Genomic DNA, 12,502 nt, shown 5'->3' with positions numbered 1-12,502 from the left:
CACTCAGCCAATCCTGGCCGGGCGCTTGCCAGCCTGATCGCCAACAAGTCTTGAGAGCAATCGGGGCCAGGCGGTGACGGGCTGTCCTGACAGGGCCGTTCGCACCGCCTCGGCGCGGCGAATGCAGGTGCGTCGAAAACTTGGCCCGTACTGCTCTAGGCCGGGAAACATCAAGGCGCCATGTTTCTTCATGGCCAGAACCTTTGTTTCCATGCCGATGATGAAATTGAAATGCAGCAGGTAGGCGGCCTCCGTATCAAACGGCGGGCCGGCGGGATCGAAATGCCGCTTGCGCTTTTCTTCCAGGAACTGGTTGCCGCACGCGAACAGCGCCGGGTCCAGAGCATGTGTTTTCAGGACGTTACTCTGACGCACCCGCTCGTTGAGGAGCCTCTGGTCACACGTCCAGTGCTCCTCGCGCCGCAGCGTGGACTGGATGTCAGAGAACACCTCGATGACCTGAGGTGCCGGGCTCGCGAACCAGAACCCCGCATTGTACGAGTTCTGAGGTGACTCACTTTGCAGCACAAGATGTGCCGACGACCGTGCCATGACGTCCTGCAGATACGACATCGGATTCTTGAGGAACACAATGTCGCTATCCACGTGCAGGACATGGCGGCCGGCCCGCAACAGGTTCAGCGCCACCGAGTACTTCGCTTCCATGATCTTCTGGAAGCCGGTGGTCCGCCAGTTGCTCCACGCGCGCTCCACCCCGCCGGCAAATCTGCGGCAGGTCAGACCGGCCACAGTCAATGCCCGATCGGACTCGTCGTCGAGCGTGTACGCGACGAGATGATCGCCCAGGCCGACCCGCTTGAGTGACTCATGGAGATTCAGCACAAACGGCACATATCCGCTGGTGGCCAGGGTGAACATCTCCGTGTTGTGTGGAAAGGTCTGGGACATCGTGCTATCTGATTCGGCCAGAGGTAAGCATAAACCCTGGTGCGTACCTTCGTGAAGCCGCCATGGTGCAGGAGATAACAATAAAAGCCCCGATGCGATTGGCTGGTTTGGGCGCGAAACTTCGACCGCGAGAGCGCGCGAGGCGCGCTCTTTTTCTGGCACGCCTGCATCCGAAGCGAGGCATGCACACGGCCCAGGCCGGGGACAATTCGTTCATCACCTGTTCCGGTAAACAGGATCGCGCCGGCGCCCAGGCGCTCTCCATCCTGTCAACAATGCTCTTCGCAGAGCGGGTAGGGCTGCAGTATGTGCACACCCCGTTCCAGTTCATCGCCCAATCTCCCGAACCGTCGTCGCAGGAGCCCGTCAGCGGTGGGCCAGAGTTGGCGGAGAGCTGGGAGAAGTTCTTCAACCTGGGCGAGGGTGAGCTTATGGCCAGTCAGGTGGCGCCGCATCTGGAGCGCCGGCGACTATTGAGCCTCACCGAACTCCCCTTCGGCCGGCCCAACATGCTGTACGCCGTCAGGTCGGCACACGAGTACGCGAATGCGTTTCCGGACCAGTATCTGCGGCTGGTGGATCGCTTCTCGCTCAAGTACTACTCGTCCGGAAAAGACTCGCTGACGGAGTACTACGACCCGTCGCGACTGAACGTCGCTGTGCATGTCAGGCGCGGAGATGTGCGCGCCGACAACAAACACGTCAACCGATACACGCCGAACGCGCACGTCGCATCTGTCGTGGAGGAAGCACGGTCAGCGGCCAGAAGCCTTGGCCTGACGCCGTCGGTACACCTTTACTCCGAGGGAGACGAAACCGAGTTTGGTGAGCTCCGTGACATGGACATCACGTTTCACCTTGGGGAGTCTCCGTTCCTGACATTCCACAACATGGTGCGAGCGGATGTGCTGCTAATGTCCAAGAGCACGTTCAGTTACGTCGCGGCCCTTCTGTCGCGGGGTGTCGTCGTGTACGAGTCGTTCCAGGGGGTGCCCACGAATCACAAACCGCTGCGCACGTGGCTGCGTGCCGACAACCACGGCAGGCTGGATCAAAAACGCTTGAGTGCGGCGCTGAGTCAGCGGCCGTAGAACGACGCCAGCTTCTTCGCCATAAACAACTCGGTGCTGGCCATGGATTCGTCAGTGCAGCCGCCGATGTGGGGCGTGACCAGAAGGTTGCGGTGAGCCCGGGCGTATGCGACCAACGGATGCGCCTGCATGCCCGTCGAGTCTTCGTGACACAGCACGTCAAGCGCAGCCCCACCGAGCCGACCCGATTCAAGATGCGCCAGCAGGGCCTGCTCATCGAGCACCGCTCCCCTGGCGGTGTTGACAAGAATGGCGCCGGGCTTCATGGCATCAAACGCCGTCTCATCGAACATCCCGTCTGACGCCTCATCCAGACTCACATGAAGGCTGACAATGTCTGATTGCTGCAACAGGGTCCGAAACGGAACCCAGGCGACGTGGTCTTCCATCGCGTCCTGTGACACGTTGGGGTCTGTGGCCAGCACTGAGGCGCCAAGGGCGACAAAATAGCCGGCCACGATTCGGCCCAGCCGCCCGTAGCCGACGATTCCAACAGTTTTACCCTGAATTTCGCGGCCTCGGAACAGGTCGCGATTCCACCCGCCGCCATCGACGTGCGCGGCCGCGGGTACCACCTGCCGGAGCAGAGCCAGGGTGAGGGCGAGCGTGTGCTCCGCGGTCGCGTGAATCCCCCTCAGAAACTCTGTCTCGCCCTTCAGGGAGAGGATCGTCATCCCCCGCCGTGCCACTTCGGCCTCGTCAATGTGGTCGAGCCCTGTGGTCGGTGTGACGATGACCCGCAGGGCGCCGGCAGCATTCAGCAGGTCGCGATCTACCCGGTGCCGTAAACGCACCCACAGCACCTCGCAGTCTCCTACTCGCGCGAGGAGTCCAGCCCTGTCCACGTCCGCAGCATCGACTTCGCCAAGTCCACTGATGACCGCCAACGCCTCGGCGCAAAAACGCCCGGATTCCGCGATCAGCACCTTCATCGATTCAGCAGAGCCTCGGCTCGAGTCCAGTCTTCAAGCGTATCGATATTGGAGGCCTCCCAGGACTCGAGCGGCATGGGCACGCAGCGCTGTCCGTAAAACGTCTTCTCATTCACCAGAACCGATGTGCGAGTCAGGAACACCGTACCGTCCCGGCGGTAGGCCGTTGGCAAGTCCTGTCGCCGCGTAATTGCGGCGGCTTCGGGCACGATGAAGTCCAGAAAGCCGTCCGTCCTGACCTTCATCATGCTGAACGGATTGGCCTCCTTCGATACGGCCACCACTGAACAGACGGAGTCATTTTCCTGAAGGAGTCCCACGGCGCGGCGCAGATGATCGGCCGTGCGCAGGGGCGACGTCGGTTGCAGAATCATGACGGCGTCGGCATGGTATCCGTCCTGGGCGAGATGGGCCACCATGTGCAGGGCCGCATCGATCATGGGTGATTCATCGCGAGCGAATTCGGCCGGCCGCAGGCACGGGACATCGAGCCCGAGGCGAGCCGCCAGCGTCGCGATCGTCTCGCTGTCGGTAGACAGCACGAGCCGGTCCACCACACCCGACGCATCGGCAGCCTCGCACGCGTACTGAATCAGAGGCTTCCCCGCAAACGGCCTGATGTTCTTGCCCGGCAGAGCCTTGGAGCCGCCACGAGCAGGGATGATGCCAAGGATCTTCACGCCTGCACCCCAGCGCCCGCCGACGTCATCCGGCAAATCTCGGCCAGGGCGTTGGCGATGCGCTCAGAGGCCTGACCGTCGCATGCGCCACACTCTGCCTGGCGCGTCGCCGCCCTGCCCCGGGCGTCAAGTGCCGGGTCGGCGAGATAGGCCCGTGTGGTCGCCTCAAGTTCCTCAAGGGAGTGTGCGACGCGCACCCCGCCGAGGGCGGTCAGCTTTTTGAAGTGCAACTCGCCCAGCACCCGTCCAGCCGATGCCCACCAGGGTGGCTGTTCGCCGACGTCAAACGCCGTCACCACCACGGGCTTGTCGCGAACGATGGCGTCGATGGTCAGGGTCGAACCAGAGTTGAAGCTGACCGTGCAACCGGCAATCAGGCTGGCGAGTTGCTGCAGGTCTGCCTCGAGCAGATTCCATCGCAGGCGGCTTTCCTCCAGCCCGGGAAAGTGCACACCGACGCGGTTGCCCTGCAGCCGTCGCAGGCGCGGGTTCGGGTCGGCATTGGGGTGCGCATTCTGGGGATGCTGCCGGACGACCAACTGCATGTCCGCGCCGAACGCCCCGGAACGCACTCGACCGGCGAGCCACTCGACGATCTCAATCTCACGCGCTGAAAAATTCGGGGTGGTCATCCCGAAGAACAGATAGGGCTTGTCGGGGTCAAGACCCAGGCCTGCCATCGTGTGGACGAACCGATCGCGCGCTGGTGCCTGCACATGAAGGTCAAAGTGTGCGACGCCACACTCGTGGATGCGTTCAGCCGGGATGTCGTAGTACTGGCGAAGCTCATCGGTCATGATCGGCCCCCACGAAATGTAGGAATCGGTCACGATCGGGAAACGCCCCTTGGTCGTGACATTGTCCCAACTCATCAGGTGTCCGACGGTGTGAATCCCGAGTTGCCTCGCCTCGTGCAAAAAACACGAGTCGAGTGCGTCAATCGGATAGGTGGCCACGGCAACTCTCGGCCGGAGGCGGTTCAACATTTCGGACATTTCTGTGCTCTGAAGCGCCCGCGCTTCCATCCGCTTCAGGAATTGCCGAAACCAGGGAAAACGGACCGAGGCCCGGTTCATCGGGTAGTAGAGCGCCTGTCGCAGCCGCTTGAGCGGATGTTTCGGCGGGTTCGCCCGGGCCTGCATGTGCCGGGCCCAAATCGACGGATTCTGGCGAATATCCTCGAACATGTACCGACGCATCCGGTGGTACCGCGTCATGCGGCGGCCTCCGATCTTCGGCACGGGTTCAAGCAGAATGCCCTGCCGCCTCGCCAGTTCCTGCAGCGACGGTTCTTCGGCATTGGGGGACACGACAGCGATCGAGATGCCCAGGGATCTCAGGTGTGGCACCACACCCGACTGCAGAATCATCCGGGTGCCGAACCCATTCGAAAACACATAGCAGACGTCGATGCTCATTCCGCGATGTCGTCCCTGACGTAGGCCAGTTGCTTCTGCACGTATGAGCGGAGGCCCACGAGCGATTCCACGAGCCGCTCGGCGACGCGACCGTCACCATACAGCGTGCTGGGACTGTAGGTCCCATGGGTCAACTGGTGTCGAATCGCCGCCCCTATGGCCTCCGCCTCGCAGGGCACACGCCTGACGTGCGCTTCAAGCTCACGCCCGCGTTGCCGGTTTCCGACGAGCACCACGGGCGTTCCGAAAAAGCTGGCGTCTCTGACGAAGCTGCTGGAGTTGCCGACAGCACATCCCGCACGGGCCAACACCCTGAGGTAGTCTTCAGGCGCAAAGTTGACTCGGGTCCTCAACCACGCGTCTGCCTTGTTCTCCTGCCGGAACACCCGAATGAGTTTGCTGATGTGATCGCTGCCGGCATCGATGTTCGGCCAAAGCAGGAGTGTCTGGATGCGCACCCGATCGAGTGCCTTGAGCAGGGCATCCATCTGATCGAGTTCGCTGCCAAATTCAGTGGTGGTCGGATGGAAGGTCGCAAGGATGTAGGGCTTCGCGACATCGATCCGCGCGCCGTTGCCTCGTTCGTTGACCATCTCGCCTGACAGCGTGCGATCGAGAGTGCGCGCAAGGTCACTGCTTGGACATCCCACCGTGAGAATCGTCTCTGCCACCTCCCCCATCTTCAGCAGGTAGCGGGCGGCGCGGCTGGTGGCGGGCACATGGTACTGAGCAAACTTGGTGATGGCATGGCGTGCGCTCTCGTCGATCGAGCCGCTGACCTCGCCGCCCTGCAAATGGACAATCGGGACGTTCAGGTACGCCGCCGCCAGAGCTCCAGCGAGGGCCTCATACCGATCCCCAATCAGCAACACAAAGTCGGGTCCGAGCCTCTGCAATTCGCCGGCAAATTCGACGATCCCGAAGCCGAGCGACTTTGCCATCGTGACCGGTTTCGATCCCTCGAGCTCCAGATAGATCTCGGCATCAACGGAGAATCCATCCTGGCGCACCATTTGCACCGGCTGCTGGAACCGTTCGAGCACCATCGTTCCCGCCGCGACGACCTGCAGTTCAAGCGCTGGGTGCTCCGCAATCGCCCGCATCACAGGCTTCAGGCGCCCATAGTTGGCCCGGTCAACCAGGATGACGCAAATCTTTCTCGGCGCCCCACCTCGGTTAATCGACATCGTTCTCCAGAATGAAATGGTCTGCGGCGATCGCGCGCTTGAGTACACGGCCGACAAACGTGTGCACCCTCGCAGCCGGCACGCCAGTCCCGGGCTTCTTCAGAGCTATATCTTCGCGGCGAAGCGTGTGACCGGCGGGAAGGTCTCGATCGGCGACAAGACTGTGGCCGAAGATGAGACGCAGGTCCGCGAGTTCCGCAGCGGTCTTGTCCTTGTCCACCGGGTGCGCTCGCATGGCGCCCACCGCGCGCACGCCTTGCACGAGCTGACGCAACTCGTCGGTCGTCACTGACGCCGACGTGTCAGGCCCGTGGCAGTCGCGCGAGAACACGACATGCACCTCCAGGAGATCGGCGCCAAGGGCAGCGGCCGCGATTCCGGGGTAGATGGTGCCGGAGTGGTCGGAGAGCCCAACCGGGCAGCCGTATCGCCGACGGATTTCGTCGAGCAGGTTCAATCCCACGTTTTCGGGCGGGCAGGGATACGCGGCTGTGCACTGAAACACGGCCACGGGTGCGCCGTGCTCCCGGACGACCTGAACCGCGTCGGTGAGATGCTCCCACGACGACATTCCACTGGAAAGCAGTACGGGTTTGCCGGTACTGGCGATGTGAGCAATCAGAGCCAGATTCTGCACTTCGCCAGACCCCACTTTCCAGGCTGGCACATCAAGGCGATGGAGCAGGTCCACCGCCTCAAACGAAAAAGGCGTCGACAGGAACTCGATACCGAGATCACGGGCGTGATTCGCCAGTCCACGCCATTGCGGCTCGGTGAACTCCATTCGTCGCCAGTAGTCGAATCGCGTCTCGTCCTGGGGGCTGAACTTGACGCGCCAGGGCTCTGCCGGGGTGCTCTCCGCGGCCGCGATGTGGGTCTGAAACTTCACGGCATCCACGCCGGCCCGCGCCACGGCGTCCACATACGCATGCGCCGCACCCAGGCTGCCGTCGTGTGCCTGGGCCACCTCGGCGACGACCATGCAGCCCGCCTTGAAAAAACCCGATCGCTCCCGCTGACTGACTTCCATCATCCTGAACCAGCCCATGATACGCCGCTTCAGATCGCGGCCGGCCATACTAGAATCATCTGACGGTGCAGAGGCTTTCGGACGGGCTCTTACATACGGCGGGCCTGGCGTGGCCGCCGGGCAAGGTGGCGCGATGTCCGAATTGGTCGTAGTTGACTACGGATCCGGCAACCTTCGCTCTATCGTCAACGCGCTCACGGTCGTCGCCGCACAGGGCCAGCGTGTGGTGCTCAGCGGAGACCCCGGTGTCATCGCGGCTGCGGAACGGATCGTGTTGCCGGGCGTTGGCGCGTTTGCCGAAGTCAGGCGGAAACTCACGACGTCGGGACTGATTCCTTCACTCAACGCGTTCAAGAACAGCGGGCGCCCGTTACTTGGTATCTGCGTCGGAATGCAGATCATGGCCGACGAGGGCAGCGAGTTCGGGCACGCTCACGGACTGGGGTGGGTTCCCGGCGCAGTCACGCCGCTGGAGCCACTGGACGCCGAGCTGAAGCTGCCTCACATCGGGTGGAGTGCGGTCACACCCCGCGCCCAATCGCCGCTCTTTGAGTCTCTACCGGCCTCGCCCTACTTCTACTTTGTCCACTCATTCGCCCTTTCCTGTTCGGCTCTCGAAGACGTTGAAGCCACGGCACACTATGGCGTGGCGTTCACGGCTGCCGTCCGGCGCGCCAATGTGGTGGGCACCCAGTTTCACCCGGAACGATCAAGCGCGGCTGGGCTCGCGTTCCTCGCAAATTTCTGTCGCTGGAGCCCTTCATGACCCATCGTGACAAGCCGTTTGTCCTGCATGGCCTGCCCGAGAAGGTGATCTTCTGCACGCGATGTGTGATGTCGAACCAGCGACCGTCCACATCGCCTGAGCTCCGAAAGAAGAACTCGACCATCGCTACCGTCGGTTTCGACGAGGACGGGGTATGCCACGCCTGCCGCTTTCTCGAGATCAAGAAACAGATCGACTGGCGGGCGCGCGAGGAACAGTTGGTCGCCCTTCTTGACAGGCACCGCCGCCACGACCGCTGGGATGTAGTGGTTCCCGGCAGCGGCGGGAAGGATAGCGCCTACGTCTCTGACGTGCTCAAGCGGCGCTACGGCATGAATCCCCTGACGGTTACCTGGCCGCCGCATGCCTACACCGACATTGGCTGGAAAAACTTCCAGCAGTGGCTGCGCAAGGGCGGTTTCGACAACATCACGCTGACACCAAATCCCAGAATTCACGCAGTACTCACCCGCCTCGCATTCCTGAATCTGTTGAACCCGTTCCAGCCGTTCATCATTGGCCAGAAGAACCTCGCGGCGCGTGTGGCCCTCCAGGAGGGCATTCCGTTGATCATGTATGGGGAGAACCAGGCCGAGTACCACAATACGCTTGCCGAAAACGCGTCACCGCTGATGAATCTGGCGCATTACACCGCGAAGCCCGGCCAGGAGCACTTCTTCGGCGGGGTCTCCGAGACCGGGCTTCAGGAATTCGGCGTGGGGCGTAAGGATCTCGCACCGTACCTCCCGATTGCCGAAGGGGCGGCGATCGACGCCGGAATCGAGATCCACTACATGTCCTATTACCACGAGTGGAAACCGCAGGAGAACTACTACTATGCGGTCGAGCACACCGGATTCGAACCCAACCCCGTGCGGTCCGAAGGCACCTATTCGAAATACGCGAGCCTCGATGACCGTGTGGACGGCTTTCACTACTACACGATGTTCGTGAAGTTCGGTCAGGGGCGCGCGATGAACGATGCCGCGCATGAGATTCGTGATGGCCATATCAGCCGTGAAGAAGCCGTCGCGCTGGTCCACAAATACGACGGCGAGTTTCCTGCCAGACACTTCGCGGAGTTTCTGGCGTACATCAACATCACCGAGCCGCAGTTCTTCGAGGCCGTGGACAGGAACCGCTCGCCGCACCTGTGGGACTTGGCACCGAATGGTGACTGGGTGCTGAAACATCGCGTGCGCTGATGACCGCCAAGCGTCTCATCGCGCGCCTCGATATCAAGGGCCCCCACGTCGTGCGAGGCGTGCACCTGGAGGGCCTCCGGGTGGTTGGCACTCCTGACGACCTCGTGTCGCGCTACGCGGCTGCTGGGATCGACGAACTCCTGTTCATCGACACGGTCGCGTCGTTGTATGGGCGGAACAACACACGATCCGTGGTCGAGCGGACGGCACAGGCCGCCTTCATCCCGTTGACCGTGGGCGGCGGCGTTCGCACCCTTCAGGATGTGGATGAGCTCCTTCGGGCCGGCGCTGACAGGGTGGCGGTCAACTCAGCCGCCGTTCGCAACCCGGCACTGGTCACCGACATTGCCCGCAGTTTCGGCTCTCAGTGTGTGGTGGCGGCGATCGACGCCAAGCGGCGACTAGGCGGCGGATGGGACGTGTTGATTGACAACGCGCGCGAGGCCACCGGCCGCGACGTCCTCGAATGGACGCGTGAGGTCGTGGACCGCACAGCCGGCGGCCGACGTAATCTCGGGTCACGGCTATTTCGCGAATACGTCCGGCGAGTTGGGCGTGCGGGTCTACAGCGACCGCTGGCACCTGGATCGATTCCTTCACGGCACGTGCGTCCTGTTCCAGCCGGCCACCTTCTTTCGACGATCGTGGTTCGACAAAGCCCGCGGCTTCAAGACCAGCCGGTCTACCTGGGACATGGAATTGTGGGCCGACATGGCCACGGCAGGCGCGACGTTTCACACTCTGGACGAACACCTGGCGGCCTTTCGGCTGCACTCCGAGTCCATTACGGGCGCGGCGGTGTCGCGACAGGATCGTGTGCAGGATGCCGAGGCCATCCGAAACCACCTGCGAGGGCGGCCGGCGTCTGGGCTGGAACGGTTCCGCGGCCTGGGCTATCGGGCCCAACGCTTCGCCCGGCACCCCTTGAGGGCCTTGCGGCAACGGCTATACTTTTATGTGACCCTTGGCCGCTGGTCGCTGTGACATGACGCCTGATTCACGAGTCTACGTTGCCGGGCATACCGGGCTTGCCGGGTCGGCACTCGAACGCGCCCTGCGCGCGCGCGGGTACTCGAATGTCATCACGCGCACGAGCGCTGAACTGGACCTGACGAACTCACACGCCACGGCTTTCTTCTTCCAGCGCGAGAAGCCCGAGATCGTGTTTCTGGCGGCCGCGAAGGTGGGAGGCATCCTCGCCAACCACAACCATCCGGCCGAGTTCATCAGTCACAACCTTGCCATCCAGGCCAACGTCATTCACGAGGCCTGGCGCGCGGGCGTCCGGCGACTCGTCTTCCTCAGCTCGTCGTGCATCTATCCGCGCGACTGCGCGCAGCCCATCCGCGAAGACTACCTGCTGACCGGACCACTGGAGGCTACGAACCGCGCCTTCGCCGTGGCCAAGATCGCCGGCATTGAAATGTGCTGGGCCTACAACCGCCAGTACGGCACGCGCTACTTCTGCGCGATGTCCACCAACCTCTACGGCCTGAACGACACCTACGACCTCGAGGGCGGCCATGTGCTGCCCGCCATGATGCGACGCTTCCACGAAGCCAAACAGAGAGGCGACAAGAAGGTCGTGATGTGGGGCACGGGCGCGCCCCTTCGCGAATTTCTCGACAGCGACGACCTGGCCGACGCCTGCCTGCACCTGATGCACCTTCCGGCCGATCAGGAAACGGCGATGTTGAACGGCACCACGCCGCCATTGATCAACATCGGCTGCGGCGAGGAGGTCAGCATCCGCGACCTCGCGTACATGGTGCGCTCGGCCGTAGGCGCCGATCACATCGACATCGAGTGGGATTCCACCAAGCCCGACGGCACGCCGCGCAAACTGCTGGATCTCAGCCGGCTTAACGCCACGGGCTGGCGCCCGCGCATGCAGTTTGAAGACGGCCTGCGCCGCGCGTACGCGGACTACCTCGCGCGCGTCGACCACCGCACGCGCGCCGGCGCACTCGCGTAAAGCGAACGCCCCCAGACGCGGCCGTTCACCACGTGCATCACCGCGCGGCCGTAGTACCACAGACCCAGGTGATAACCGTCCACGGAGAAGCCCGGCCCCACACCCAGCTGCGGGCCGTCCATCGTGAAGCTGTCCACCACCGCGGGCTGGCCGCAGAGCGCGATTAACTGCTCCACCGTCCACCCCATGTCCACCGCGTCAAACTGCGCGCGTGGCATCGTCTTCTCGCCTATCGGGACGAGTTCGACCTGCGGCTCGGCAGACGCGCCACCAGGTTTGCGCGCGGTGACCTTGTCCACCGGATGACAATGCAACGGAATGCCGGGATGCTGGTCCCATTTCACATAGCGATCGTGGCGCACCAATGACCAGTCACCATAAAACGCCGCCAGTTCGCCTTGCGCCAGCGAGTGTTTGAACCCGGCCGTGGTGAACTCCGGGCCTGCGGGATATTCATCGGTAAACAACATGCACGTGTAGGCGTTCAGGCCGCCCGGCACCGTGTGCGCCTTCACGTCGGCCAGCAGGCGGCGCCACACCGGGTTGTCGAGGTAATCAATCACCCCATGCGCCATCACCAGATCCCACTCACCCTCGATCGGAAACTCGCTGATGTCGCCCACGACGCCTTCAAGCGGCACGCCCGTGTGTTCGGCCAGCGCCTTCAGCTTCGCGATACCTGCGGCCGATCGATCCACGGCCGTCACGCGGCACCCGCGCCGCGCCAGGTAAAACGCATTCCGGCCTTCGCCGCATCCCAGGTCCAACACGCGCGCACCCACCGGCAACGCCGCCGCGAGTTCGACGATGTCGTGGTTGGGGCCACCCATGGTGGACACACCACCATCCTGATACCCCTTCTCCCAGAAACTGCGGAACGGGAGCTTGGCGAGTTCTTCCGGCGAGAGTGAAGACATGTGTCTGTCGCTTATGCCGTCCGGCGCGCGGAAGCCGCGTGCCAGAGGTCCCACTGCATCTGGAGATTCATCCAGAGCTCCGGCGACGTGCCGAGAAGCGCCGAAAGACGCCACGCCGTGTCGGCGGTTACCCCGCGCTTGCCCTTGATGATCTCGTTGAGGCGGTTGGCGGTCATCTGCATACGCGCCGCCGCTTCCGCTTGACTGAGCTCCAAAGGCCTGAGGAACTCCTCCATGAGCATTTCGCCCGGGTGCGTCGGTGGCTGACGCATCCGGCGAAGGTCCACGGCGCGTCTGACAACGGAATCACGAGTGGTAGTCTTCACAGCGCACCTCCCAGGCCTGACCGGCCTCGAAACGAAATGTAATCCGGCCAGCGGACCTTTCAGTTA

At 62.9% G+C, this 12,502-nt stretch carries 13 protein-coding genes; 5 read left to right on the top strand and 8 right to left on the bottom strand.

Features of this window, described 5'->3' with window-relative positions:
* Window positions 1-3: 3 nt before the first annotated feature.
* Complete coding sequence (locus IPL75_02565; protein MBK9239152.1) at window positions 4-909, bottom strand: hypothetical protein; 906 nt, start codon at window positions 907-909, stop codon at window positions 4-6.
* Between the two features lie 182 nt (window positions 910-1,091).
* Between IPL75_02565 and IPL75_02560 the strand changes: the two genes are divergently transcribed.
* A complete protein-coding gene (locus IPL75_02560; GenBank protein ID MBK9239151.1) occupies window positions 1,092-2,000 on the top strand; it encodes a hypothetical protein in 909 nt (302 codons plus the stop codon).
* On the opposite strand, the gene IPL75_02555 is transcribed toward IPL75_02560, so the two are convergent.
* The 5 genes from IPL75_02555 to IPL75_02535 are packed head-to-tail and all read right to left on the bottom strand — an operon-like array spanning window position 1,988 to window position 7,199.
* Window positions 1,988-2,932 carry a hypothetical protein gene (locus IPL75_02555; GenBank protein ID MBK9239150.1) on the bottom strand — a complete coding sequence of 315 codons (945 nt, stop codon included), beginning with the start codon at window positions 2,930-2,932 and terminating at the stop codon, window positions 1,988-1,990. The two genes, IPL75_02560 and IPL75_02555, sit on opposite strands and share 13 nt — an antisense overlap.
* Entirely contained in the window at window positions 2,929-3,612 is a 684-nt protein-coding gene (locus tag IPL75_02550) for an acylneuraminate cytidylyltransferase family protein (protein ID MBK9239149.1), read from the bottom strand. The genes IPL75_02555 and IPL75_02550 overlap by 4 nt, the downstream gene beginning before the upstream one ends.
* A complete protein-coding gene (locus IPL75_02545) occupies window positions 3,609-5,030 on the bottom strand; it encodes a hypothetical protein (protein MBK9239148.1) in 1,422 nt (473 codons plus the stop codon). The genes IPL75_02550 and IPL75_02545 overlap by 4 nt, the downstream gene beginning before the upstream one ends.
* Window positions 5,027-6,217, bottom strand: a complete 1,191-nt coding sequence (neuC, locus tag IPL75_02540; protein MBK9239147.1) for a UDP-N-acetylglucosamine 2-epimerase (hydrolyzing) — start codon at window positions 6,215-6,217, stop codon at window positions 5,027-5,029. The genes IPL75_02545 and neuC overlap by 4 nt, the downstream gene beginning before the upstream one ends.
* Window positions 6,207-7,199 (bottom strand): N-acetylneuraminate synthase family protein, encoded by a 993-nt coding sequence (locus tag IPL75_02535; protein MBK9239146.1) that lies wholly within the window; start codon window positions 7,197-7,199, stop codon window positions 6,207-6,209. Before IPL75_02535 ends, neuC begins: the two co-directional genes overlap by 11 nt.
* 181 nt (window positions 7,200-7,380) lie before the next feature.
* Between IPL75_02535 and hisH the strand changes: the two genes are divergently transcribed.
* Genes hisH through IPL75_02515 form a run of 4 tightly spaced genes read left to right on the top strand, consistent with a single transcriptional unit; the run spans window position 7,381 to window position 11,193 of the window.
* Window positions 7,381-8,013 carry an imidazole glycerol phosphate synthase subunit HisH gene (gene hisH / locus IPL75_02530; GenBank protein MBK9239145.1) on the top strand — a complete coding sequence of 211 codons (633 nt, stop codon included), beginning with the start codon at window positions 7,381-7,383 and terminating at the stop codon, window positions 8,011-8,013.
* On the top strand, window positions 8,010-9,218 hold the full coding sequence (locus IPL75_02525) for an N-acetyl sugar amidotransferase (GenBank protein ID MBK9239144.1): 1,209 nt from the start codon (window positions 8,010-8,012) through the stop codon (window positions 9,216-9,218). Before hisH ends, IPL75_02525 begins: the two co-directional genes overlap by 4 nt.
* Window positions 9,218-10,207 (top strand): hypothetical protein, encoded by a 990-nt coding sequence (locus tag IPL75_02520; GenBank protein ID MBK9239143.1) that lies wholly within the window; start codon window positions 9,218-9,220, stop codon window positions 10,205-10,207. The genes IPL75_02525 and IPL75_02520 overlap by 1 nt, the downstream gene beginning before the upstream one ends.
* Complete coding sequence (locus IPL75_02515; protein ID MBK9239142.1) at window positions 10,204-11,193, top strand: GDP-L-fucose synthase; 990 nt, start codon at window positions 10,204-10,206, stop codon at window positions 11,191-11,193. The genes IPL75_02520 and IPL75_02515 overlap by 4 nt, the downstream gene beginning before the upstream one ends.
* Here IPL75_02515 and IPL75_02510 read toward each other — a convergent pair.
* Entirely contained in the window at window positions 11,145-12,110 is a 966-nt protein-coding gene (locus IPL75_02510) for a methyltransferase domain-containing protein (GenBank protein MBK9239141.1), read from the bottom strand. The two genes, IPL75_02515 and IPL75_02510, sit on opposite strands and share 49 nt — an antisense overlap.
* Window positions 12,111-12,121: 11 nt before the next feature.
* On the bottom strand, window positions 12,122-12,382 hold the full coding sequence (locus tag IPL75_02505; protein MBK9239140.1) for a HigA family addiction module antidote protein: 261 nt from the start codon (window positions 12,380-12,382) through the stop codon (window positions 12,122-12,124).
* Between the last annotated feature and the right edge of the window lie 120 nt (window positions 12,383-12,502).

It is taken from the genome of Acidobacteriota bacterium (assembly GCA_016716905.1).
Lineage (GTDB): Bacteria > Acidobacteriota > Vicinamibacteria > Vicinamibacterales > SCN-69-37 > SYFT01.
This window is presented reverse-complemented; position numbering and strand designations above follow the sequence as displayed.